The organism is Staphylococcus sp. 11511212 (assembly GCF_011394755.1).
Classification (GTDB): domain Bacteria; phylum Bacillota; class Bacilli; order Staphylococcales; family Staphylococcaceae; genus Staphylococcus; species Staphylococcus chromogenes.
In genome coordinates this window covers 1,189,963-1,214,868 of record NZ_JAANBQ010000003.1, presented here as the reverse complement: position 1 = coordinate 1,214,868, position 24,906 = coordinate 1,189,963, and the positions used below count along the sequence as shown (strand labels likewise).

General features: G+C 38.4%; 26 protein-coding genes and 1 other annotated feature. Of the genes, 24 read left to right on the top strand and 2 right to left on the bottom strand.

Features of this window, described 5'->3' with window-relative positions:
- The first annotated feature begins 131 nt into the window (after window positions 1–131).
- A complete protein-coding gene (locus G8Y84_RS07370; RefSeq protein ID WP_229717265.1) occupies window positions 132–2,075 on the top strand; it encodes an FUSC family protein in 1,944 nt (647 codons plus the stop codon).
- Between the two features lie 96 nt (window positions 2,076–2,171).
- Here G8Y84_RS07370 and pdxR read toward each other — a convergent pair whose 3' ends face one another.
- Window positions 2,172–3,587, bottom strand: coding sequence for a MocR-like pyridoxine biosynthesis transcription factor PdxR (gene pdxR, locus G8Y84_RS07365; RefSeq protein WP_051604943.1), 1,416 nt, complete (start codon window positions 3,585–3,587; stop codon window positions 2,172–2,174).
- Window positions 3,588–3,696: 109 nt separating this feature from the next.
- Here pdxR and pdxS point away from each other — a divergent pair, with 109 nt between their 5' ends.
- Together pdxS and pdxT are read left to right on the top strand one after the other, a co-directional pair.
- Window positions 3,697–4,584: a pyridoxal 5'-phosphate synthase lyase subunit PdxS gene (gene pdxS / locus G8Y84_RS07360; RefSeq protein ID WP_103158782.1), complete on the top strand. Its 888-nt coding sequence runs from the start codon at window positions 3,697–3,699 to the stop codon at window positions 4,582–4,584.
- Window position 4,585: 1 nt separating this feature from the next.
- A complete protein-coding gene (pdxT, locus tag G8Y84_RS07355; protein WP_105962893.1) occupies window positions 4,586–5,146 on the top strand; it encodes a pyridoxal 5'-phosphate synthase glutaminase subunit PdxT in 561 nt (186 codons plus the stop codon).
- Window positions 5,147–5,332: 186 nt separating this feature from the next.
- Here pdxT and G8Y84_RS07350 read toward each other — a convergent pair whose 3' ends face one another.
- Window positions 5,333–6,538 carry a NupC/NupG family nucleoside CNT transporter gene (locus G8Y84_RS07350; protein ID WP_037573005.1) on the bottom strand — a complete coding sequence of 402 codons (1,206 nt, stop codon included), beginning with the start codon at window positions 6,536–6,538 and terminating at the stop codon, window positions 5,333–5,335.
- A gap of 164 nt (window positions 6,539–6,702) precedes the next feature.
- On the opposite strand from G8Y84_RS07350, the gene G8Y84_RS07345 reads away from it, so the two are divergent.
- The 21 genes from G8Y84_RS07345 to rplJ all read left to right on the top strand — a co-directional run bounded on the left by G8Y84_RS07345 (window position 6,703) and on the right by rplJ (window position 24,897).
- Window positions 6,703–7,164 carry a CtsR family transcriptional regulator gene (locus G8Y84_RS07345; protein WP_165806220.1) on the top strand — a complete coding sequence of 154 codons (462 nt, stop codon included), beginning with the start codon at window positions 6,703–6,705 and terminating at the stop codon, window positions 7,162–7,164.
- Between the two features lie 44 nt (window positions 7,165–7,208).
- Window positions 7,209–7,715, top strand: a complete 507-nt coding sequence (locus G8Y84_RS07340; protein WP_371874999.1) for a UvrB/UvrC motif-containing protein — start codon at window positions 7,209–7,211, stop codon at window positions 7,713–7,715.
- A complete protein-coding gene (locus G8Y84_RS07335) occupies window positions 7,699–8,703 on the top strand; it encodes a protein arginine kinase (RefSeq protein WP_105965079.1) in 1,005 nt (334 codons plus the stop codon). The genes G8Y84_RS07340 and G8Y84_RS07335 overlap by 17 nt, the downstream gene beginning before the upstream one ends.
- 12 nt (window positions 8,704–8,715) lie before the next feature.
- Window positions 8,716–11,202: an ATP-dependent Clp protease ATP-binding subunit gene (locus tag G8Y84_RS07330; protein ID WP_103158779.1), complete on the top strand. Its 2,487-nt coding sequence runs from the start codon at window positions 8,716–8,718 to the stop codon at window positions 11,200–11,202.
- A 126-nt stretch (window positions 11,203–11,328) separates the two neighbouring features.
- Complete coding sequence (gene radA, locus G8Y84_RS07325) at window positions 11,329–12,702, top strand: DNA repair protein RadA (protein ID WP_105965080.1); 1,374 nt, start codon at window positions 11,329–11,331, stop codon at window positions 12,700–12,702.
- A 16-nt stretch (window positions 12,703–12,718) separates the two neighbouring features.
- Window positions 12,719–13,783: a PIN/TRAM domain-containing protein gene (locus G8Y84_RS07320; RefSeq protein WP_103158777.1), complete on the top strand. Its 1,065-nt coding sequence runs from the start codon at window positions 12,719–12,721 to the stop codon at window positions 13,781–13,783.
- A complete protein-coding gene (gene ispD / locus G8Y84_RS07315) occupies window positions 13,783–14,481 on the top strand; it encodes a 2-C-methyl-D-erythritol 4-phosphate cytidylyltransferase (protein ID WP_105962896.1) in 699 nt (232 codons plus the stop codon). The genes G8Y84_RS07320 and ispD overlap by 1 nt, the downstream gene beginning before the upstream one ends.
- On the top strand, window positions 14,474–14,953 hold the full coding sequence (gene ispF / locus G8Y84_RS07310; protein ID WP_037572986.1) for a 2-C-methyl-D-erythritol 2,4-cyclodiphosphate synthase: 480 nt from the start codon (window positions 14,474–14,476) through the stop codon (window positions 14,951–14,953). Before ispD ends, ispF begins: the two co-directional genes overlap by 8 nt.
- Window positions 14,954–15,029: 76 nt before the next feature.
- Window positions 15,030–16,484, top strand: coding sequence for a glutamate--tRNA ligase (gene gltX, locus G8Y84_RS07305; protein WP_105965081.1), 1,455 nt, complete (start codon window positions 15,030–15,032; stop codon window positions 16,482–16,484).
- 327 nt (window positions 16,485–16,811) lie between these two features.
- Window positions 16,812–17,450 (top strand): serine O-acetyltransferase, encoded by a 639-nt coding sequence (cysE, locus tag G8Y84_RS07300; protein WP_258026740.1) that lies wholly within the window; start codon window positions 16,812–16,814, stop codon window positions 17,448–17,450.
- A complete protein-coding gene (cysS, locus tag G8Y84_RS07295) occupies window positions 17,434–18,834 on the top strand; it encodes a cysteine--tRNA ligase (RefSeq protein ID WP_105996649.1) in 1,401 nt (466 codons plus the stop codon). The genes cysE and cysS overlap by 17 nt, the downstream gene beginning before the upstream one ends.
- Window positions 18,827–19,228: a Mini-ribonuclease 3 gene (locus G8Y84_RS07290; RefSeq protein ID WP_037572975.1), complete on the top strand. Its 402-nt coding sequence runs from the start codon at window positions 18,827–18,829 to the stop codon at window positions 19,226–19,228. The genes cysS and G8Y84_RS07290 overlap by 8 nt, the downstream gene beginning before the upstream one ends.
- A 6-nt stretch (window positions 19,229–19,234) precedes the next feature.
- Complete coding sequence (gene rlmB, locus G8Y84_RS07285; protein ID WP_107371997.1) at window positions 19,235–19,990, top strand: 23S rRNA (guanosine(2251)-2'-O)-methyltransferase RlmB; 756 nt, start codon at window positions 19,235–19,237, stop codon at window positions 19,988–19,990.
- Window positions 19,987–20,511, top strand: coding sequence for an NYN domain-containing protein (locus G8Y84_RS07280; RefSeq protein WP_105962897.1), 525 nt, complete (start codon window positions 19,987–19,989; stop codon window positions 20,509–20,511). The genes rlmB and G8Y84_RS07280 overlap by 4 nt, the downstream gene beginning before the upstream one ends.
- A gap of 74 nt (window positions 20,512–20,585) precedes the next feature.
- Entirely contained in the window at window positions 20,586–21,170 is a 585-nt protein-coding gene (locus tag G8Y84_RS07275; protein ID WP_165806219.1) for a sigma-70 family RNA polymerase sigma factor, read from the top strand.
- Between the two features lie 79 nt (window positions 21,171–21,249).
- On the top strand, window positions 21,250–21,393 hold the full coding sequence (rpmG, locus tag G8Y84_RS07270) for a 50S ribosomal protein L33 (RefSeq protein ID WP_105996650.1): 144 nt from the start codon (window positions 21,250–21,252) through the stop codon (window positions 21,391–21,393).
- Window positions 21,394–21,479: 86 nt separating this feature from the next.
- Window positions 21,480–21,659 carry a preprotein translocase subunit SecE gene (secE, locus tag G8Y84_RS07265; protein WP_037572962.1) on the top strand — a complete coding sequence of 60 codons (180 nt, stop codon included), beginning with the start codon at window positions 21,480–21,482 and terminating at the stop codon, window positions 21,657–21,659.
- A gap of 18 nt (window positions 21,660–21,677) precedes the next feature.
- A complete protein-coding gene (nusG, locus tag G8Y84_RS07260) occupies window positions 21,678–22,226 on the top strand; it encodes a transcription termination/antitermination protein NusG (protein WP_037572959.1) in 549 nt (182 codons plus the stop codon).
- A 541-nt stretch (window positions 22,227–22,767) separates the two neighbouring features.
- Window positions 22,768–23,190, top strand: a complete 423-nt coding sequence (gene rplK / locus G8Y84_RS07255; protein WP_037572949.1) for a 50S ribosomal protein L11 — start codon at window positions 22,768–22,770, stop codon at window positions 23,188–23,190.
- A 205-nt stretch (window positions 23,191–23,395) separates the two neighbouring features.
- Window positions 23,396–24,094, top strand: a complete 699-nt coding sequence (gene rplA, locus G8Y84_RS07250) for a 50S ribosomal protein L1 (protein WP_037572943.1) — start codon at window positions 23,396–23,398, stop codon at window positions 24,092–24,094.
- Window positions 24,095–24,209: 115 nt separating this feature from the next.
- Window positions 24,210–24,351, top strand: a sequence feature (ribosomal protein L10 leader region).
- Window positions 24,352–24,396: 45 nt separating this feature from the next.
- Window positions 24,397–24,897 (top strand): 50S ribosomal protein L10, encoded by a 501-nt coding sequence (gene rplJ / locus G8Y84_RS07245; RefSeq protein WP_037572940.1) that lies wholly within the window; start codon window positions 24,397–24,399, stop codon window positions 24,895–24,897.
- Window positions 24,898–24,906: the final 9 nt, after the last annotated feature.

The window sequence follows — 24,906 nt, the reverse complement described above, 5'->3', positions numbered from 1 at the left end:
TCATAAGTGATGCGATGAGCCGAATCGAGACCGAGAGGTCTCTTTTTTTTATTCTAAGAAAAATGATATTCTAGTAGGAGAGTATGTATAGAAATAAGAGAGAATTTAGGTGAAAGAGAGAATTTAGGTGAATGAAATTGAAAGCATACGTTAAGCAACTCGCTTATATTGATAAGAAAAAAATAGATGTTCGAAAAGGCGTGCGCCAAGGGATTGTCATGTTTATTCCTTTACTGTATGGATTGTTGTTTAATGATTTTCCTTCAGCTCTACTGATGTCTATTGGCACATTGGCTCACATATATGCATTTGATTGGACGTTTACATCGCGTATACGGATTGTTTCATTGACTTCCCTTAGCTTTGTCATTGCGATGATGTTAGGAACGTTAACCACAGGAAATCCAATTGTATTTGCGATTTTTTTACTCATGTTTTCGGTCATTCCTTATTATATTTTTACGACCTTAAATGTCCCGGGTCCTTCGTCTACCTTTTTTATCATTGCTTACAGTCTTTCTATTGTGATGCCACAACACCCTGAAGACTTTTTATATCGTGGTGCAATGGTCGGTGTCGGTGGCTTGCTATCACTGCTCATTATTGTAGTAGATCATTTAATTAAGCGTGATTCTCAAGAAGCGAACGCAATTAAAAGTGAGTACCAACTCTTACAAAAATTGGTACATCATTTTAATGATCAAGCCCAATTCAATGATTTGACTAAAGTAGCTGTTAAGACATTGATTACCACATCTGAAACGTTAAATACAACAGGTTCCTCCCTACAAAAACGCTCTGTAGACTATCAAAGAGCTGTATTACTTCATCAATGGGCAGAAGGGGTGTATTCTGAACTACTTGAATTGAACGCAAAAGGGATTCGACCGATGCCACCAGTCATTAAAAATATGATTGATCATGTGACCGATACCATTGTCAATCCAACATCAACACGGGAAGTTTGGAAAGAACAAATTGACATTGATGATAAATTTGAAGAGTTAGTGAATTTGATATTTAAAATCGATGAAACTCTTTCTTCTACAGACGTGAGAGTTAAAGAAAATATCGTGGTGCGTTCTCCACAATATAGTCACCGCTTATTAAACCACCTGACTCCAGAATCAGCAGCTTTTGTAGCGACGATGAAATATGCATTAATCATGGGAATCTCAATTTTAGTTGCGCTTGTTTTTGATTTAGAGCGCGCTTATTGGGTGCCTTTAAGTGCCCATACCGTCTTGCTTGGTGGCACAAATATCGCAAGCTTACAACGCGCTGTCGCACGGTGGTTAGGCACAACAGTAGGTGTTATTTTAACAGCCGGCTTTTTAAGCTTAGATCCGCATATTGGTATTATTATTATTGTTCTTGCATTAAGCGGTGCAATCACTGAAGCGTTAGTAGGTGCGAATTATGCGCTTGCGATGGTGACAATTACTTCACAAGTCTTATTGCTCAGTGGATTGGCACAAGGTGTGTTTACTCCGATGATTGCCATCCCGCGCTTGTTAGATACAACGGTGGGGATTATTATTGCGGTGATAGGCGTTATGATTATTGGACGGAATATCGCTTCTAAGCACTTACCAGAAATCATGGCGGAAGTTGCACGTGTAGAAGCGCAAATTTTTCATTATGTATTCTCAAATCAACAATATCCTAAAACTTATAAGGGATATAATCCACTTAAAGATAAATTGCGTATGAAACTAAAAGTAGAAAATATGGAAATGATGTATAACCGTGCGTACGGGGAAATTTCTTCTAACCATAAGCGGACACAGTATTATTATCCTGCAATTTTCTTGCTGCAACAAATTCATTTTAAGTTGACGCAAATTTTATATGATGATCGTGGTGTCTATTTAGATAATCGTGCCTTAGGTGATTATTTGGTCGTCTTTGAAAATATCGCTAAATTATTTGAGTGTGGCAAACATCACAATGAGTTGATTGATTTACCTGAACTCAAACATTATGTCCAATTACGCCAGTTTTTAATGCAGCTTCAAGAAATCGAGTTATATGATTATCAAAATGAACGTAATCCAAACTTACTCAAAGATTAGCAATACGTTAATACTATATCTGTATTTGATAAAATGAATATACAAAATAACAAAAACCGTTCAATCCCTGTAATCAAGGGATGAACGGTTTTTGTTTTAATTAGAAGTTTCTTCTATTTCTAGACTCTTCAATAATTGTGTGGCATGCGTCTCGACTTCACTTAATGGAATACCTCCAAAACCTAATACAAATTGCGGCGTTTGAGGTTTTGAATGATAGCAATAGGAGGACAAGGGTTTTAACTCAATACTATGTTGATGAAATTGTTTCAGACATTTTTCTTCAGACCAACCATTTTTTATGGAAATCACAAAATGCATCCCTGTTAATTCACCTGATATTGAGAGGTGTTCAGGGTGCTTTTCTAATTTTGAAATTAAAAGATCTCGCTTTTGCCTATAAATTTTACGCATGCGATTCAAGTGACGTTCAAAATGATGACTTGCCATAAATTGACTGACCATATATTGTGTATGTCTTGGAACACTGCCCCCTTCAATATTTTGTTTTTGTTGGTATTGTTTTTGTAAAGCTACAGGTAATACAGCATAAGCAATACGTATGGAAGGGGCGATCGATTTAGAAAAGGTACTGACATAAATCACACTTCCAGAGGGATCTAAACTTTGTAGCGCTGGAATAGGTTTTCCTTCATAACGAAATTCAGAATCGTAATCGTCTTCTATAATATAGCGTTCAGGTTTGGCTTGAGCCCATTTGAGCAACGCAATACGCTGTTTTAATTTCATAATGATGCCTGTCGGGAACTGATGACTCGGTGTAATATAGACCACATCTTGCGCACCTTGATGAGGTTCAATATGTATGCCGTCTGCGTGCACTTTTAAAAACGAATAGTTGATATGCTTTCTTTTTAGTAGCTCATGGACTTGTGGATATAAAGGGTCTTCTAAAAGATAATGACTTGTGGAAGATAGCAAATCGGTGATAATCGATAAAATTTGATCCGTAGAAGAAGCCACTATGACTTGTTCAGGGGTCGCATGAACACCCCGGCTATGAAATAAATATTGACTGATTTCTTTGCGTAATGCGAAATCTCCCTGCTTGTGGCCGGTGTCAATGAGATGAAATTGGGGTTCTTCAAAAGATTCTTTCGCAAATTTTCGAAAGACATCAAATGGAAAATGCGCTTCATCAATGGCACCGAGTTGAAAACGATAGTGAAATTCGGGAACGTCTAGAGTTGTATTCTGATTGTCTAATGGCGTTATCGGAGTTCTCGTTATAAATGGTAGGGATTCAATATCGCTCACGAAATAGCCAGATTTTGGTTTACTCACGATAAACCCTTCATCAATCAACTGTAAATAAGCATGTTCAATGGTGGTTTGACTGACTGACAAATATTGACTGAGTTGACGTTTTGATGGGAGTTTTTCTCCTTCACGTAGAACGCCTTTAATGATACTGTTTTTAATATTATCGTAAAGTTGTTGATAAATGGGTTGCGCATGCTTTTTATCAATATCGAACATTAACATTTCCATAGCTTTCTCTCCAATCTGAACCTTTAAAAATGTTTAATTCTGACACTTTTAAAGGTTCAGATAATAGTATAAGCTACTGTTGTATATTAGAAAAGGGGGACAATTTAAAATGTCTAAACAAGTTGGTTCAGAGCGCGTTAAACGCGGTATGGCAGAAATGCAAAAAGGTGGCGTAATCATGGATGTGGTTAACGCCGAACAAGCGAAAATCGCAGAAGAAGCAGGTGCAGTGGCAGTCATGGCACTTGAACGTGTACCTTCTGATATCAGAGCAGCAGGCGGCGTTGCACGTGCATGTAATCCTAAAATTGTAGAAGAAGTGATGAATGCCGTGTCTATTCCAGTTATGGCGAAATGTCGAATCGGTCACATTACAGAAGCACGTGTTTTAGAAGCGATGGGTGTCGATTATATTGATGAATCTGAAGTATTGACACCTGCGGATGAAGTGTTCCACCTTAAGAAAAGTGATTACACTGTTCCATTCGTTTGTGGCTGTCGTAACCTGGGTGAAGCGGCACGTCGTATTGGCGAAGGTGCTGCAATGTTACGTACAAAAGGTGAGCCGGGTACAGGAAACATTGTTGAAGCGGTACGTCATATGCGTCAAGTCAACCAAGAAGTGAATCGTATTACAGTAATGAGTGACGATGAATTAATGACAGAAGCGAAAAATCTAGGGGCACCTTATGATGTATTGAAAACGATTAAATCTACTGGACGTTTACCCGTAGTTAACTTTGCGGCTGGTGGTGTAGCGACACCTCAAGATGCGGCATTAATGATGGAACTAGGTGCAGATGGGGTCTTTGTTGGCTCTGGTATTTTCAAATCAGAAGATCCTGAAACATTTGCAAAAGCAATTGTTCAAGCGACAACACATTACCAAGATTATGAACTCATTGGTAAATTAGCAAAAGACCTTGGTACAGCGATGAAAGGTTTAGATATCAATTCGCTTTCATTAGAAGAACGTATGCAAGAGCGTGGTTGGTAAAATGAAAATTGGAGTACTCGCCTTACAAGGGGCCGTTCGTGAACACATTCGCCATATTGAAGCGAGTGGTCATGAAGGGATTTATATTAAAAAAGTAGAACAACTTGAAGAGATTGACGGCTTGATTATTCCAGGCGGAGAATCGACAACGTTACGTCGCTTGATGAATTTATACGGTTTTAAAGAGGCGCTTCAACAATCAGAGGTACCGATGTTTGGGACATGTGCGGGTCTTATTGTCCTTGCACAAGATATCGTTGGAGAAGAAGGTTACCTTAAAAAATTAGATATTACCGTTGAACGTAATTCATTTGGAAGACAAGTAGATAGTTTCGAAGCGGATTTAACGATTAAAGGTATCGATCACCCAGTAGAAGGGGTGTTTATTCGAGCCCCACATATTCAATCCGTTGGAGATCAAGTGAATGTGTTAGGGGTCATCGATGATAAAATGATAGCGGTTCGCCAAGGAAAGTATTTAGGCGTCTCATTCCATCCTGAATTGACGGAAGATTATAGTATCATCAACTATTTTATTAACGAAGTTGTGTCAAAAGGATAAATATTAAATAGACGTGAGGATAAGCCATCAATGGATGATTATTCTCACGTTTTTTATATGAAAAAGTAGGGCTATGTCAAAGTGCCCATTTATAATAAGAAAGCCATCAAAATTTATCTAAGCGTAAATTTTGATGGCTATTTTTATAGAACCTAAATAAGTAAAAGAGAGGTATTTAGATTAATTTTATAAGAAGAATCCTGCGATAGTTGCTGAAATGAATGATACGAGCGTCGCACCAAATAATAATTTAAGACCGAAACGTGCAACGACGTCACCTTTTTCGTCATTTAAAGATTTGATGGCCCCTGAAATGATACCGATAGAGCTAAAGTTCGCAAATGACACAAGGAACACGGAAACAACACCTAGTGCGCGCTCAGAAAGTCCATTTGCTTTACCTAACTCAGTCATCGCTACAAACTCATTGGATAACAGTTTTGTTGCCATGATGGAACCAGCTTCTACAGCGTCATGCCAAGGAATACCTGTTAAGAAAGCGAGTGGCGCAAAAACAAAACCGATTAATGTTTGGAAGTTCCAATCAAGGGAACCGCCAGATACGAAATGGATAATACCGCCGACAATGCCATTTAAGAAAGTGATTAAAGCGATATAACCAATTAACATGGCACCAACAATGACTGCGACTTTGAAACCGTCTAAAATATATTCTCCCAACATTTCAAAGAAAGATTGTTGTTTTTTCTCTTCTTCAATAAGTAATTTATCGTCTTTTTCATTTACTTTATAAGGATTGACAATTGAGGCAACAATGAATCCTCCAAATAAGTTTAAAACAACTGCAGTTACGACGTATTCAGGTTTGACCATTGTAAAGTATGCACCAATAATAGATGCTGAAACAGTAGACATCGCGGATGCTGTTAAGGTATACAAGCGATGTTTTGGAATGTAAGGCAATTGTTTTTTTAGTGAGATAAACACTTCAGATTGACCTAAAATTGCTGAGGCAACTGCGTTGTAAGACTCTAAACGTCCCATACCGTTGACTTTAGAAATTAAAAATCCTAAAACATTAATAATGATAGGTAAAATCTTTAAGTATTGCAAAATCCCAATTAATGCTGAAATAAATACGATTGGTAATAAAACATTTAAGAAGAATGGCATTTCACCTTTATTTGCTAAACCACCGAAGACAAAGTTGACCCCTTCAGCCGCTTGTTTCAATAAATAGGCAAAGCCATTGGCAATTCCGCCTACAACAATGACACCGAAGTTCGTTTTTAATAAAATAAACGCAAATATCAATTGAATTAATAACAATAAGCCAATGTAATGCCAACGAACATTTTTCTTGTCAGAACTTGCGAGCCAAGCCAATCCCAAAAACACAAGTATGCCGACAATCCCAATTAAAATGTGCATTAAATAAACACCTCTGTTCAATTTATAAATTTTAACTAAGACTATCATACACTAAAAATGTAAGCAGTAACATAACTATTTTTCGAACCTTACAAACAAATTGGTTGAAAAAGGTCAAACCACCTTCTATAATATAGTCAAAGATGGTCAAAAGAGGTGATACCATGCACAATATGTCTGACATCATAGAACAATACATTAAACAATTATTTGAAGAAGCAAATGATGATGTTGTTGAAATTCAGCGCGCCAATATCGCACAACGTTTTGATTGTGTACCATCTCAGCTGAATTACGTTATAAAAACACGTTTTACCAATGAACATGGGTACGAAATCGAAAGTAAACGTGGTGGCGGAGGATATATTCGCATCACTAAAATTGAAACGAAAGATCATGCCTCCTACATTAAACGTTTGATGGAGTTAATTGGCCCCTCTATTTCACAACAACAAGCTTATTACATTATAGATGGATTATTGGATAATCAATTAATTACAGAACGCGAAGCTAAATTGATTGCAGCAGTCGTAGATAGAGAAACGCTTGCGATGGATGTCCAATCTCGAGACATTATTCGAGCGAACATTTTAAAACGATTACTTCCAGTCATTAACTATTACTAGACTACGAGAAGGTGATGCTATTGACACGCGAGGAACAGGAATTCGTGCAGTTAACACAACAAAAACAAAATAAAGAAACTTTGTATCAGGCACACAATCAAGGGTCATCTGATGAACATTGGCACGGGGGCGAAGATGTTGAAGGGACGTTTGTCGTTCAACAAATTTTACAACATCTTGCAGCCAAATATGGCATTAACGTTGATCAGCTCGTTTATCGTGAAGAAAAACGATGTCCGACGTGTCAAATGTCTCTAAAAGATATTGCCCATGTAGGGAAATTTGGTTGCCACGACTGCTATGCCACTTTTAAAGATGATGTTTATGATATTGTGCGTCGCGTACAAGGTGGCCATACGCGTCATTCGGGCAAATATCCGAAATCCACGCATCAAAAACGGGCATTAAAGCAACAAATTGAAGGCAAACGTCAACAATTACAAGAACTCATTGAAACACAAGCCTTTGAAGAAGCAGCCATTGTACGTGATGAAATCAAAGCACTTGAAGCTAAACAAAGCGAGGTGTCTCACGATGACGAACAATCTTAAACATTCAATGAGTGGTTGGCTTCAAGAATCGAACTCGTCACCAGTAGTCATGTCCTCAAGAATACGATTAGCACGTAATCTTGAAAACTATGTGCATCCGCTGATGTTTCCCTCTGAAGAAGAAGGACACCGCGTTATTAATGAAGTCCAAGATGCACTTACTGATTTAAAGGTGACGCGACTAGATGCTCTTGACCAACAGAGTAAATACAAACTGGTGGCCAAACATCTCATCAGTCCTGAATTGACTAAGCAACCTGCCTCTGCAGTGTTATTAAATGAAGATGAGTCTGTAAGTGTGATGGTGAATGAAGAAGATCATGTGCGCATTCAAGTAATGGGAACAGATTTATCTTTAAATACACTGTATGACAAAGCATCCGAAATCGATGACCAACTCGATGCTGCAACAACCATTAGCTACGATGAAGATTTAGGATATTTAACGACTTGTCCAACGAATGTTGGGACAGGGATGAGAGCAAGTGTGATGCTCCATTTACCCGCATTGTCCATTATGAAACGGATGTCACGTATTGCACAGTCGATTAACCGTTTTGGATTTACAATACGGGGTATTTATGGGGAAGGCTCTCAAGTTTATGGTCATGTTTATCAAGTGTCCAACCAATTAACTTTAGGAAAAAGTGAACAAGAAATTATCGAAGCATTAACTGAGTTGGTTCAACAAATTATTACTGAAGAACTTGAATTTAGAACGCGTTTAAATACACACAAGCATACTGAAACGCTCGACCGTATTTATCGTTCTCTCGGTATATTGAAATACAGTCGACTCATTTCAGTCGAAGAAGCCTCTTATCGTTTGAGCGATATTAAACTTGGGGTAGACTTAGGTATTTTAGATATTGAAGATTTTCAATTTAATGAATTAATGATAGCAATACAATCTCCATTTTTAATAGATGAAGATGAAGAACAATCAATAGAAGCTAAAAGAGCTGAAATTTTACGAACACACATTTAAGGAGGTTCGATTATGTTATTTGGAAGACTAACTGAACGTGCGCAACGTGTATTAGCACATGCGCAAGAAGAAGCGATTCGCCTGAATCACTCTAACATTGGAACAGAACACTTATTATTAGGTTTAATGAAAGAACCTGAAGGCATAGCTGCAAAAGTGCTAGAAAGTTTTGATATTACTGAAGAAAAAGTCGTTGCAGAAGTTGAAAAGCTCATCGGTCGCGGTCAAGACAATATGGGCGCTTTACATTATACGCCACGTGCGAAAAAAGTCATTGAACTGTCTATGGACGAAGCACGCAAATTACAACACAACTTTGTGGGTACAGAGCATATATTACTTGGCTTAATTCGTGAAAACGAAGGGGTGGCTGCACGCGTATTTGCAAATCTAGATTTGAATATTACGAAAGCACGTGCACAAGTCGTTAAAGCCCTAGGCAATCCTGAAATGTCTAATAAAAATGCACAAACGTCAAAATCAAACAATACCCCTACCCTTGATGGACTTGCGAGAGATTTAACAGTCATCGCTAAAGACGGTACGTTAGATCCAGTAGTAGGTCGTAACAAAGAAATTACACGTGTTATTGAAGTATTAAGTCGACGTACGAAAAACAATCCTGTACTTATCGGTGAACCTGGGGTAGGTAAAACAGCAATTGCAGAAGGTTTAGCACAAGCCATTGTAAACAATGAAGTACCTGAAACATTAAAAGATAAACGTGTGATGTCTTTAGATATGGGCACAGTTGTCGCGGGTACAAAATATCGTGGTGAATTTGAAGAACGTTTGAAAAAAGTGATGGAAGAAATTCACCAAGCTGGCAACGTGATTCTATTTATTGATGAATTGCACACATTGATTGGTGCTGGAGGCGCTGAAGGTGCGATTGATGCCTCTAACATTTTAAAACCGGCTTTAGCACGCGGTGAGTTACAATGTATCGGTGCCACAACATTAGATGAGTATCGTAAACACATTGAAAAAGATGCGGCATTAGAACGTCGTTTCCAACCGGTACAAGTCGATGAACCAAGTGTTGAAGATACAGTTAAAATCTTAAAAGGATTACGTGACCGTTATGAAGCGCATCATCGTATTAATATTTCTGATGAGGCCATTGAAGCGGCAGCAAAATTAAGTGACCGTTACGTTCAGGATCGCTTTTTACCTGACAAAGCCATCGATTTAATCGATGAAGCAAGTTCAAAAGTACGTTTAAGACATCATACAACACCAACAAATTTAAAAGAAATCGAGCAACAAATCGAACAAGTTAAAAAAGAAAAAGATGCTGCAGTTCATGCGCAAGAGTTTGAAAATGCCGCAAATCTTCGTGATAAACAAACGAAACTTGAAACACAATACGAAGAAGCTAAAAATGAATGGAAAAATAATCAAGGTGGCCAACACACAACATTAGCTGCTGAAGATATTGCAGAAGTGATTGCAGGTTGGACAGGCATTCCGTTAACACGTCTAAATGAAACAGAATCTGACCGATTACTTCACCTTGAAGATACCCTCCATGAACGTGTCATCGGTCAAAAAGATGCGGTTACAGCAATTTCTAAAGCGGTACGTCGTGCGCGTGCTGGACTTAAAGATCCGAAACGTCCTATTGGTAGTTTCATCTTCTTAGGCCCAACAGGTGTCGGTAAAACGGAACTTGCGCGTGCCTTAGCAGAATCTATGTTTGGCGAAGAAGACGCGATGATTCGTGTTGACATGAGTGAGTTTATGGAAAAACATGCGGTAAGTCGTTTAGTTGGTGCCCCTCCAGGCTATGTGGGTCACGATGATGGCGGACAACTCACTGAAAAAGTGCGTCGTAAACCTTATTCTGTCATCTTATTCGACGAAATTGAAAAAGCGCATCCAGATGTATTTAATATTTTATTACAAGTTTTAGATGACGGACATCTTACTGATACCAAAGGACGTCGTGTCGATTTCAGAAATACAGTCATCATTATGACTTCTAACGTAGGGGCACAAGAACTTCAAGACCAACGATTTGCAGGATTTGGTGGTCAAGGTGAAGGACAAGATTACGAGTCTATCCGCAAAACAATGATGAAAGAACTGAAAAATGCATTCCGTCCTGAATTTTTAAACCGTGTCGATGATATTATTGTTTTCCATAAATTAAGCAAAGATGAACTTAAAGAAATTGTTACGATGATGGTGAACAAATTGACTTCTCGTTTGTCAGAACAAAACATTAATATTCACGTGACAGATGCAGCAAAAGAACAAATTGCTTCTGAGGGTTATGACCCTGAGTATGGTGCACGTCCATTGATTCGTGCCATCCAAAAAACAGTAGAAGATAACTTAAGTGAACTTATTTTAGAAGGTAAAGAATTAGATGGCAAAGATGTCACTGTGGATTATGATGGTGAGTCATTCAAGTATGATATTCAAGAACGTGCATCTGAAACAGAAGTAATAACTTCTGAAGAAGATCAAGATAAAGACGAAGCGAAATCATAAATAATCTGAACACCTCAGCCTTTAATGCGTAAGTGGCGCATTAAAGGCTTTTTAAATTCTTCATTTGTCAGATTGAAGACACAAGTATAAAATAGATTTGTTATAGTCGAAAAAGGAGGTGGCAATGTGGCCAAGAAAAAAGTCATATTTGAATGTACTGCATGTGGTTATCAATCTCCGAAGTGGATGGGGAAATGTCCTAACTGTGGCGCATGGAATTCCATGGAAGAATCGTTAGAACAAAAAACAGCACACCCAAAACACGGGGTACGTACACAAAAGACGACACAATCAAAAATTCAAACGCTCAATGAAGTAAAGAATGAAAAAACACCACGTATTTTAACGAATAGCCAAGAGTTTAACCGTGTTTTAGGTGGCGGTATTGTCCAAGGTTCTCTTGTTTTAATCGGAGGAGACCCAGGGATAGGAAAGTCAACATTGTTACTTCAAATGTGCGCTGCGTTATCAAAAGAAAAGAAAGTGCTATATATTACTGGGGAAGAATCATTAAACCAAACTAAATTACGTGCCGATCGTTTAGATGAAGATGCGAGTGCTTTAAATGTATTTGCAGAAACGGATTTAGAGGTGATTCATGAAGCAGTGAAAAAAGTACAACCCGCGCTCATCGTTGTAGACTCTATTCAAACGATTTATCACCCAGAAATTAGTTCTGCACCTGGTTCTGTGTCTCAGGTACGTGAAAGTACACAAAGTTTAATGCATATTGCCAAACAGATGAATATTGCCACGTTTATCGTGGGGCACGTGACAAAAGAAGGACAAATTGCGGGTCCTAGATTATTAGAACATATGGTGGATACCGTGCTTTATTTTGAAGGTGATGAGCATCATGCTTATCGTATTTTACGTGCGGTGAAAAACCGCTTTGGTTCAACGAATGAAATGGGCATTTTTGAAATGAAACAAGCAGGTCTTAAAAGTGTCCCGAATCCTTCTGAAATGTTTTTAGAAGAGCGATCAACGAATGTTCCGGGGTCGACGATTGTCGCCACTATGGAAGGGACACGTCCGCTATTAATAGAAGTCCAAGCCCTCGTCACACCGACCACATTTAATAATCCTAGACGAATGGCGACGGGGATTGATCACAACCGTTTAAGTCTATTGATGGCCGTATTAGAGAAGAAAGAGGGGTATCTGTTACAACAACAAGATGCCTACATCAAAGTGGCAGGTGGCGTCAAATTAAGTGAACCTGCTGTGGATTTAAGCATCATTATTGCGACAGCCTCAAGCTTTAAAGACCAAGCCGTTGATGGGTTAGACTGTTTTATTGGTGAAGTTGGTTTGACAGGTGAGGTACGCCGTGTCTCTCGAATTGAGCAAAGAGTTCAAGAAGCAGCAAAATTAGGGTTTAAACGTGTGATTATACCGAAAACGAATATTGGGGGATGGACCTTCCCAGAAAACATTGAAGTTATCGGTGTGACCTCAACAAACGAAGCATTAAAATATGCTTTGAAATCTAAATAAAGAAAGGAGGAAAAGCATGGATTTTGTTAAATTTTTAGTGGTCATCTCTTTCATGATTATTGGAAGTGTACTAGGGTTATTTTTAATTCCTGGCATACTGATTGATTTTCATGTCAGTCATCCTCCTATTATGGAAAATAGTTATGTCACAGCAATTATAGGGATGCTTGTTTTCTTTCTTATTTTTGGTTGGTTTATTCCTCGCATTGCCTATACATTAAAAAATGTGGAACAGTTTATCTTAAGTTATAGCGCTATAGAAATCATTTTTGCGACGATTGGTTTGTTTACTGGTTTGATGATTTCAGTCATGATTTCATTTATTTTAGAATTTATCGGGACGGATTTTATCAACCGCATCGTGCCGATTATTGTCACGTTGTTATTAGGGTATCTCGGTTTTCAGTTTGGTTTGAAAAAGCGCGACGAAATGTTGTTGTTTTTACCTGAGAATATGGCGCGTTCAATGGCCATTAATGCTCGCAATGCAGTCCCTAAAATTATTGATACGAGTGCCATTATAGATGGGCGTATTTATAAAATTATGGAAGCCGGTTTTATCGATGGTGAAATTCTAATTCCTCAAGGCGTTATCAATGAGTTGCAAGTCGTCGCTGATGCGAATGATAGTATAAAAAGAGATAAAGGACGACGAGGTTTAGAAATATTAAATGCGATTCATGATTCAAAACATCCTACACGTATTATTTATCCTCAAAAAAGCCATCAAGATATCGATGCGCTAATTGTCAAACTTGCACAACATTACCGTGCGCATGTGATTACGACGGATTACAACCTCAACCGCGTGTGTGCCATTCAAGATATTAAAGTGTTAAACGTCAATGATTTGTCTGAGGCTATCATTCCTGAAGTGCATCAAGGAGATCGCTTTGACTTAATGATTACAAAAGTGGGGAAAGAGCCTGGACAAGGTGTCGGTTATTTTGATGATGGTACAATGGTCGTGGTTGACGATGCCAAACAACACATAAATGAAACGTTGCATCTTGAAGTCATTAGCTTACTTCAAACCGCATCAGGACGTATCATTTTTGCGAAAAAGGTGGAGGAAGCATAATGCAAAATTATCATGTCATTATCCCGGCAGCGGGTAAGGGAACACGCATGAAACGAGATTATAATAAACTGTTTATCGAACTCGCGGGCCGTCCAATACTGGCACACACTTTAGCTGTATTTCAAAATGATGTACAGTGTCAAGGCATCCATTTAGCAGTGCATCCGAGAGATCACACGGAGATGAGAGGGCTATGTCAAAAATTCAATAAAGTACGCACGCTCATTGAAGGGGGAGCGACCCGACAAGACAGTATCCATCGTGTACTTCAAGCTGTTTCACTTGAAGACAATGACCTTATCCTCGTGCATGATGGCGCACGTCCTTTTGTCTCTCATGAGACTATACATAGGTTGTGTGAAGCGGTTCAGCAACAAGGGGCTGCCATTGTGGGCGTCAAAGCGAAAGATACTATCAAAGAAGTACAACACCATACGGTTACAAAAACACTAGATCGGTCAGTTCTTTGGCAAATTCAGACGCCTCAGGGGGCGACTTATAAAACGTTACTTAATGCGTATCAACAAGCTGAGCAAACACAGTTCGAGGGAACAGATGATGCCTCCTTGCTTGAACATGCAGGAGAAACGGTACACGTCGTGGAAGGCGACTATGAAAACATAAAGATAACAACGGAAGATGATTTATGGATGGGTCAAGCATTTTTAAATAAAAGGAGTAATGACAATCATGTTTAGAGTGGGATTAGGTTATGACGTTCATGCATTTGATGCATCAAGACCTTTAATCATTGGAGGTATTGAAGTCCCTCATACACAAGGGTTAAAAGGACATAGTGATGCAGATGTTCTTTTACATGCGATTACAGATGCGATGCTCGGTGCATGTGCATTAGGCGATATCGGCAAATTATTTCCAGATACAGACCCTGCTTTTAAAGATGCAGATTCTAAAAAATTACTGACTGAAGCGTATGAAGCTGTCAAAAAAGAAGGCTATGTGATAAATAATGTGGATGCGACAATTATTGCTGAAAAACCAAAATTCAGACCGCATATTGACACAATGCGCCAAGTGATTGCAGAACTATTTAACGTGGAACTTCAGCGCATCAATGTGAAAGCGACAACAAGTGAAAAACTTGGTTTTACTGGAAGAGAAGAGGGCATTGCTGCAGAGGCGATTGTTTCTCTTGTCCAAGGTGAATAAGGATGGAACCGGATAGGCATGTGTGATATCCCGTGCTATAATAATCATATTGAAAATATAAACAGGAGTGAACGAAATGAGTAACCGAGTGAGAGTGAGATATGCACCGAGTCCAACAGGCTATTTGCATATTGGTAATGCACGTACAGCATTATTTAACTATTTATTCGCCAAACATTATGGTGGCGATTTTGTTATCCGTATTGAAGATACAGATACAAAACGTAACTTAGAAGATGGAGAATCTTCACAATTCGACAACTTAAAATGGTTAGGTCTTGATTGGGATGAATCCGTTGATCAAGATAAAGGCTACGGCCCTTATCGCCAGTCAGAACGTGGCCACATTTACCAACCTCTCATTGACCAATTGTTGGCTGAAGATAAAGCTTACAAATGTTATATGACAGAAGAAGAATTAGAAGCAGAGCGCGAAGCACAAATTGCACGTGGTGAAATGCCTCGTTACGGGGGTCAACATGCGCATCTTACTGAAGAAGAGCGTCAACAATTTGAAGCAGAAGGCCGTAAACCAGCGATTCGTTTCCGTGTGCCACAAAATAAAACGTATAAATTTGAAGATATGGTTAAAGGCGAAGTCTCATTCGAATCTGATAATTTTGGAGACTGGGTCATTGTGAAAAAAGATGGCATCCCTACTTATAACTTTGCGGTTGCAGTAGATGATCATTACATGGAAATTTCTGATGTCATTCGTGGTGATGACCATATTTCAAATACGCCAAAACAATTAATGATTTACGAAGCATTCGGTTGGGAACCTCCACGTTTTGGTCACATGACATTAATCGTTAATGAACAACGTAAAAAGTTAAGTAAGCGTGACGGCCAAATCCTTCAATTTATCGAACAATATCGCGATTTAGGTTATCTACCAGAAGCGTTATTTAATTTCATTGCTTTATTAGGTTGGTCTCCAGAAGGTGAAGAAGAAATCTTCAGTAAACAAGAATTTATTGATATCTTTACTGAAAAACGTTTGTCTAAGTCGCCTGCCTTTTTTGATAAGCAAAAGTTAGAGTGGATTAACAACCAATACATGAAAGAAAAAGACTTAGACACGGTATTTGAAATGACGTTACCACACATGATTAAAGCAGGGTTATTACCTGAATCTCCATCTGAAGCAGAATTAGAATGGGGACGTAAACTTGTTGCGTTATATCAAGAACAAATGAGTTACGCTGGAGAAATCGTGCCACTTTCTGAATTATTCTTTAGAGATGAAAAAGAATTAGACGAAGCATCTCAAGAAGTTTTAAACGGAGAACAAGTACCAGAATTGATGAACGCGCTTTATGGAAAATTAGAAGCCCTTGAACCGTTTGAAGCAGCAGAAATTAAAAAAACAATTAAGACCGTACAAAAAGAAACAGGCATTAAAGGTAAACAATTGTTTATGCCTATCCGTGTAGCAGTTACAGGTCAAATGCATGGTCCAGAGCTTCCTAATACGATGGAAGTTTTAGGCAAAGATAAAGTTTTAAAACGTATCCAACCCTTGCTATAGAAGCAATTAATCATCAAGTATAACTTCTTAAGAAACTGAGTTTTTAAGCTTGCATTCACGGTCCAAATAGCATACGATATAAGTGATTTTAAACATAGAGGAAGAGTAAACAAATGACGTGTCTCAGAGAGTGTACGTAAGCTGCGAGTACACCACGAATTTTGTCGAATGCACCTTTATGAGATAAAGAGAATACGAACAAATAAGTGAGTATGCACTTTGTATACTAATAAGAGTGGAACCGTGCCAAAGCACCTCTGACATGATGTTAGAGGTGCTTTTTTAATTAAAGGAGGATTTGCTGTGATAAGAAAAGTGTTTGCTGCGATAAGCAGAATTAGAGATGATGTGAAAATGGTATTTGAACAAGACCCCGCTGCGCGTTCTTCATTTGAAGTAATTACCACATATGCAGGTTTACATGCCGTGTGGTCTCATTTAATTGCCCATCGTTTATACAATAAAAAACGTTATACGTTAGCACGAACAATTTCTCAAATTTCCCGCTTTTTTACAGGTATTGAAATACATCCAGGTGCTAAAATTGGGCGCCGCTTATTTATTGACCATGGGATGGGCGTAGTCATCGGTGAAACATGTACCATTGGTGACAATGTCACAATCTATCAAGGTGTAACTTTAGGTGGAACAGGTAAAGAAAAAGGAAAACGTCATCCGGATATTGGAGACAATGTTCTTATTGCAGCAGGTTCAAAGGTCTTAGGGAATATCAAAGTGGATTCTAACGTGAACATTGGCGCCAATTCTGTCGTTCTTCGTAATGTGCCAAGTTATACCACTGTGGTCGGCATACCTGGGCGCATTGTCCGTCAAGATGGCCAACGTATTGGTAAAACATTTGATCACCTTAATTTACCAGACCCAATTTATGAACAACTAAAACAACTCGAACGACAACTTGAACAAACGAGAAATGGAGAGATTAAAGATGATTACATTATATAATACGTTAACGCGTCAAAAAGAGCCATTTAAACCGTTAGAACCAGGAAAAGTAAAAATGTATGTGTGCGGGCCTACCGTTTACAACTATATTCATATCGGTAATGCAAGACCAGCGATTAATTATGATGTCGTACGCCGTTATTTCGAATACAAAGGATACGAAGTGGATTATGTCTCAAACTTCACAGATGTTGATGATAAACTCATTAAACGTTCTCAAGAACTAGGAGAATCCGTGCCAGAGATTGCAGACCGCTATATTCAAGCCTTTTACGAAGATACAGAAGCGCTTAACATTAAAAAAGCAACGTCCAACCCACGCGTCATGGACCATATGGACGACATAATTAAATTTATTAAAAAGTTAGTGGACGAAGGTTATGCTTACGAAAGTGGTGGAGATGTATATTTTCGTACACGCAAGTTTGAAGATTACGGTAAATTGAGCCACCAATCTTTAAATGATTTAAAAGTCGGTGCACGTATTGAACAAGGGGAACAAAAAGAGGATGCACTTGATTTTACGTTATGGAAAAAAGCAAAGCCTGGTGAAATCAGTTGGGAAAGCCCATTTGGAGAAGGGCGTCCTGGATGGCATATCGAATGCTCAGTCATGGCTTTCGAAAAGCTTGGCCCAACCATTGATATTCATGCGGGCGGAAGCGATTTACAATTTCCACATCATGAAAATGAGATTGCACAATCCGAAGCGCACAATCATGCGCCATTTGCAAATTATTGGATGCATAACGGTTTTATTAATATTGATAATGAAAAAATGAGTAAATCTTTAGGAAACTTCATTTTAGTGCACGACATCATTAAAGAAGTGGATCCAGACGTCTTACGTTTCTTTATGATTAGCGTACATTATCGTAGTCCTATCAATTATAATATTGAGTTGGTTGAAGCGGCACGTAGTGGTTTAGAACGCATACGCAATAGTTATCAAGCGCTCACAGAACGTGAAGCCATCGCCACTGATTTAAAAGAAGACGAAAGCTATTTAGAACAAATCGAGGCAACATTAACTCAGTTTGAAAAAGTGATGGACGATGACTTTAATACAGCCAATGCGATTACGGCTTGGTATGACCTTGTCAAATTAGCCAATAAATATTTGTTAGAAAACCAAACTTCTACAAAAGTTATTGCACGCTTTAAAGAAGTATTTGAAATCTTTAGTGATGTATTAGGAGTGCCGCTAGCCTCTCAACAAACATCTGGACTTCTAGATGACGAAATTGAAAAATTAATCGAAGAACGTAATGAAGCGAGAAAAGTGAAAAACTTTGCGCGTGCTGATGAAATTCGCGACCAATTAAAAGCACAAAATATCATTTTAGAAGATACGCCACAAGGTGTGAGATATAAACGTGGATAAATCGATAAATGCGAAACTTTTAAATCCGCTTTCTCTGGCATACGTCGGAGATGCGGTTTTAGATCAACACGTCAGAACGTATATTATTCTAAAACTCCAAAGTAAACCTAATCGCTTGCATCAAGAAGCAAAACGATTTGTCTCTGCGAAAAGCCAGGCCATCACGTTAGAAGCTTTAATCGAGACAAAGTGGTTTACAGAAGAGGAGACGGATATTTTAAAACGCGGTCGCAATGCTAAAAGTTATACGAAAGCAAAGAACACTGACGTTCAAACGTATCGTAAAAGTTCGGCATTAGAAGCGGTGATTGGATTTTTATATTTAGAGGGCCAAACAGAACGTCTTCATACATTGTTAGATCAAATCGTAAAATTAGTAGAAGAAAGGAGTTGAGCCAATTTGGAAACGGAAATCATCGTTGGACGTCATGCGGTAAGAGAAGCGATTCAATCAGGGCATGCCATCAATAAAGTGCTCATCCAAGAAGGAGTAAAAAAGCAACAAATTGATGACATATTAAAATCTTCAAAATCACAAAAACTTGTCGTACAAACGGTCCCAAAATCTAAATTAGATCAAATTGCGAATGCGCCTCATCAAGGGGTAGCTGCCTACATTGCCCCTTATGAATATGCGTCGTTAGATGACTTTTTAGTTAAACAAGCGAACAAAGAGACGTTATCGACAGTGATTATATTAGATGGTCTCGAAGATCCTCACAATCTTGGTTCGATATTGAGAACAGCAGATGCTACAGGAGTGGACGGTATTATCATTCCAAAACGACGCTCAGTCGCATTAACACAAACGGTAGCAAAAGCTTCTACAGGTGCCATCCAACACGTGCCTGTGATAAGAGTGACAAACTTATCACAAACGATGGACACGCTTAAAGATCAAGGGTATTGGATTGCTGGTGCAGAAGCCAATAACGCTACAGATTATCGTCAAATGCAAGTAGATATGCCTCTTGCGATTGTTATCGGTAGCGAAGGCCAAGGGATGAGCAAACGTGTAAAAGATAAGTGTGACTTTTATATTAAGATTCCTATGGTGGGGCATGTGAATAGTTTGAATGCCTCTGTAGCAGCAAGTTTATTAATGTATGAAGTGTTACGGAAACGGATGCCTGTCGGTGGTGATACTGCACAATGATTGATTACTATGTGATTATTGATGGCTATAATATGATTGGGCAATCTCCGGAGTTGAGTCGATATGCCAAAGAAAGTTTAGAAGAGGCACGAGAACAACTACTGATAGCGATTTCTAACTATAATGCCCATGTCAAAGGTAAAATTATTTGCGTATTTGATGCCTATGAGACCGATACACCTCAAACTGAAACGGTTTACCATGGGATTCATGTGGTCTTTACGAAAGAAAATGAAACAGCCGATAGTTTTATAGAGCGTTACGTCCATAATATTTACAACAAATACACCACACACATTACAGTTGTCACGAGCGATATGAGTGAACAACATGCTATTTTTGGGACGGGCGCTTACCGTATGTCCTCTCGAGAAATGTGGAGAGCGTTAAAAGAGACGCAAACCGATGTCACAAAATCCATCTCTACATTTGAATCACGTAAGCCACGCACACGCATTCCTTTGTCGGAAGATGTCTTATCAGAATTTGAAAAAATTAGACGTGGGGAGCATAAGAAATAGCGCAATCGAAACTTGATTGAAAGCGGCACACTCGATATGATGATGCAAATCGAGTGAAGGCGAGGAACATTTCAATGACGTTGAAGCCCAATCATCAAGAAGATTTTAAGCAATTTGTGGTAGACCTCAGAGCCAACCAGCATGAAGCCTTATGTGAACTGATTGCCATCGTCCAACAGCGTGCTGCTATCGTATTAAATGATACGCGTATTTCCCCTCAAGACTTTGAAGATATTGTACAAGAAACGGTTTGGGGGATTTATCAAAAAATATGCCAACCTGAATTTCACTTGCACATTCCCCTCCATCATTACATTAATAAAACATTGTACTATAAGAAAATGGACCATCGCAGAAAGCGAGCCCATCAACATCACTTCCTTTCGCAATTTATTGAAACTTATGAAGCGGAATATGCGTATCAAATCCATAAAGCACAGGGGGATTTATTCATTGAAGAAAATTTTTCAGAGGTACAAAATCAAGCACAAATTTTGAGCACTTTTGAGTTAAAACTTCTGTATTATCTGATTGAAGAATGGACACCCATAGAGATAGCGCATCAACTCAATGTTTCCGTTAAACGTGTGTACAACGGCATTTATAGATTGAGAAGAAAGTTAAAAGGTGCTTTGTTATTGGAACGATTTAAGCCGTAATGATTGTGAAAAGTTGTTTGACAATTGGGCGCAATCTTATGTATAGTAAACTGGTATTATAGGAGTAAGGTGAGTTAATGTGAGAAAAGTACCACTTAGCTGTGAAAAGTGTGGCAATCGAAACTATCATGTACCGAAATCAAGTCAACATACGACACGACTTGAACTGAGAAAATTTTGTGCGACCTGTCAAACGCACACATTGCATAAAGAGTCCAAATAGTTCAGTGCGCATATGCAAATTCGCATGGAGAATAGGGGTTCATTCATGCCCCACTCCTAAGTATAAATGAATTGGAGGGAATCCAAATGGCTAAAAAAGAAAACTTCTTCCAAGGCGTCAAATCAGAAATGGAAAAAACAAGCTGGCCAACTGGGCAAGAGCTTGTGAAATATACGACAATTGTCGTGTTTACAGTAATCTTTTTCTTAGTATTTTTCTGGAGTCTAGACATTGGCATAGGCCAAATTATTGAAATGATAAAATAGAAATGAGGAGTTGTCAGCATGTCTGAAGAGTTAGGGGCTAAACGTTGGTATGCCGTTCATACCTACTCAGGTTACGAAAACAAAGTTAAAAAGAATTTAGAAAAACGTGTTGAATCAATGAACATGACTGAGCAAATTTTTAGAGTTGTGATTCCTGAAGAAGAGGAAACACAAGTTAAAGATGGCAAAGCGAAAACACAAACAAAGAAAACGTTCCCTGGCTACGTTTTAGTTGAATTAATTATGACGGATGAATCATGGTACGTTGTACGTAACACTCCAGGTGTCACAGGCTTTGTGGGTTCAGCAGGGGCAGGTTCAAAACCCAACCCATTATTACCAGAAGAAGCGCGATTCATTTTAAAACAAATGGGAATGAAAGAAAAAACAATCGATGTCGAAGTAGAGCTCGGAGAACAAGTGAGAATTACTTCTGGGCCCTTTGCAAATCAAGTGGGCGAAATCGATGAAATCGAAACGAGTAAATTCAAACTTACAGTTCTTGTGGACATGTTTGGACGTGAAACACCTGTCGAAGTTGAATTTGATCAAATTGAAAAGTTATAAGATGGCATGAGAGAGGAAGACATCGGTGCTTTTGTTAATTTGATTGTTCTATAAAGGCGCGACTTAAGAGATAATCAAAATTGCGATGTATCTTCATAATTGTACGTTGCCATGTTTTAATAGCTCTTTTTACTAATAAAGGTTGTATTCAAAGGTGCTATAATCAATCGGATTGGTGGAATGAAAATTCATCCCACTAGTCCGATTTTCTTTATGAATGAAAAAAGCTCAATCCTTTCTATGGATGATGAGCGACCCAACGAATAATAATGGAGAGATTATGTGTCTACATAATATTCTAAAGCGTACGCTAAAGATTAAAATATTAATTTTAAGGAGTTATTACGATTTACTCATCATTAAAAGGACTTGCTCTGTTAGAGAGATAAAACTTAAATTTTTTATTGTCAAGTGTAATGAGTAATGTTATAATAACGAAGTCGCGCGTAAAAAGCGCTACATTTCGTCACGAAATGTTAAACGAGTGGGAGGGCAAAACTGAGCCCTGTGACCACATCACGATATCAAGGAGGTGCACATCGTGGCTAAAAAAGTAGAAAAAGTAGTTAAGTTACAAATTCCAGCAGGTAAAGCAAACCCAGCACCACCAGTTGGTCCTGCATTAGGTCAAGCCGGTGTGAACATTATGGCTTTCACAAAGGAATTTAATGCACGTACGCAAGAACAAGCAGGTTTAATTATTCCGGTTGAGATTTATGTATATGAAGATCGTTCATTTACATTCATCACTAAAACACCACCTGCAGCAGTATTACTTAAAAAAGCAGCGGGTATTGAAAAAGGTTCTGGTGAACCAAACAAAACTAAAGTTGCTACAGTAACTAAAGATCAAGTACGTGAAATTGCTAACACTAAAATGCCTGACTTAAACGCTGCTGACGAAGAAGCAGCTATGCGTATCGTTGAAGGTACTGCACGTAGCATGGGTATCAATGTTGAGTAATTCTCGTAATTAATGACAATAAAGCAAACATGAAAAACGTCTATCGCTACATGTAATTGATAGACACTCATAGATAACATAATTAAATGAACGCGTTATCTATGCTCGAGGGGCGGGCTACGGAAATTATCTCAACTATGAGATTTCTGTCCCGCTCCCAACGTGGGAGGACATTCCGCTAAAACCACTAAAGGAGGAAAAATCAATGGCTAAAAAAGGTAAAAAGTATCAAGAAGCTTTAAGCAAAGTTGACCGTCAAGCTTTCTACTCAGTAGAAGAAGCAATCAGCTTAGCTAAAGAAACAAGCGTTGCTAACTTCGATGCTTCTGTTGAAGTAGCATTCCGTTTAGGTATTGATACACGTAAAAACGACCAACAAATCCGTGGTGCAGTTGTATTACCACACGGTACTGGTAAATCTCAACGTGTATTAGTGTTCGCTAAAGGTGACAAAATTGCAGAAGCAGAAGCAGCAGGTGCTGACTATGTTGGTGATGCTGAATATGTTAACAAAATCCAACAAGGTTGGTTCGACTTCGATGTAGTCGTAGCAACACCAGATATGATGGGCGAAGTTGGTAAATTAGGTCGTGTATTAGGACCTAAAGGTTTAATGCCTAACCCTAAAACAGGTACAGTAACAATGGACGTTAAAAAAGCTGTTGAAGAAATCAAAGCAGGTAAAGTTGAATACCGTGCTGAAAAAGCAGGTATCATCCACGCTTCAATTGGTAAAGTATCATTCGATACTGACAAATTGGTTGATAACTTCAAAACTTTACAAGATGTTTTAGCGAAAGCGAAACCATCTTCAGCTAAAGGTACGTACTTCAAATCTGTAGCTGTAACAACAACTATGGGCCCTGGTATTAAAGTAGATACTTCTAACTTTAAATTAAACTAATCATCAGTAACTATAGATAAAAGGGAGTACAGATACAGTGGTATCGCACTCCCTGAATTTTTAGGTTATGATTTAAAATAACGGTTGACTAATTACACGAAAGCCGTTATATTTATATATGTTGTATATTTTACCTAAGACAGTAGGAGTTCATTGAGAACTTAATACATGATCCTACCGAGGCTAAAATTGACTTGAACGTGATAAACATTCAAGCACTTTTTGCTGTGGGTAAAAAGTGCTTTTTTATTTGTTGTTAAACAAATTTACAAAGCACCAAAAAATTTGATGGAGGTGTCTAAATGTCTGGAATTATTGAAGCGAAAAAACAACACGTTGATGAAATCGCTGAGCAACTTAAAAGTTCAGTTTCAACTGTTTTCGTTGACTACCGTGGTTTAACAGTAGCAGAAGTAACAGACTTACGTAAACAATTACGTGAAGCAGGTGTTCAATACAAAGTATATAAAAACACTATGTTACGTCGTGCAGCTGAAAAAGCGGGCATCGAAGGTTTAGATGAATACTTAGCAGGTCCTACTGCCGTAGCATTCACTACTGAAGATGTAGTTGCACCAGCAAAAGTAATCGCTGGATTTGCAAAAGAACACGAAGCTTTAGAAATCAAAACAGGTGTTATGGAAGGTAGCGTTATCTCTGCTGATCAAGTTAAGACAGTGGGTTCTTTACCATCACACGAAGGTCTTGTTTCTATGCTTTTATCAGTATTACAAGCACCAATGCGCAACTTCGCTTATGCAGTTAAAGCTGTTGGTGAGAGCAAAGAAGAAAGTGCAGAGTAATTATTATTG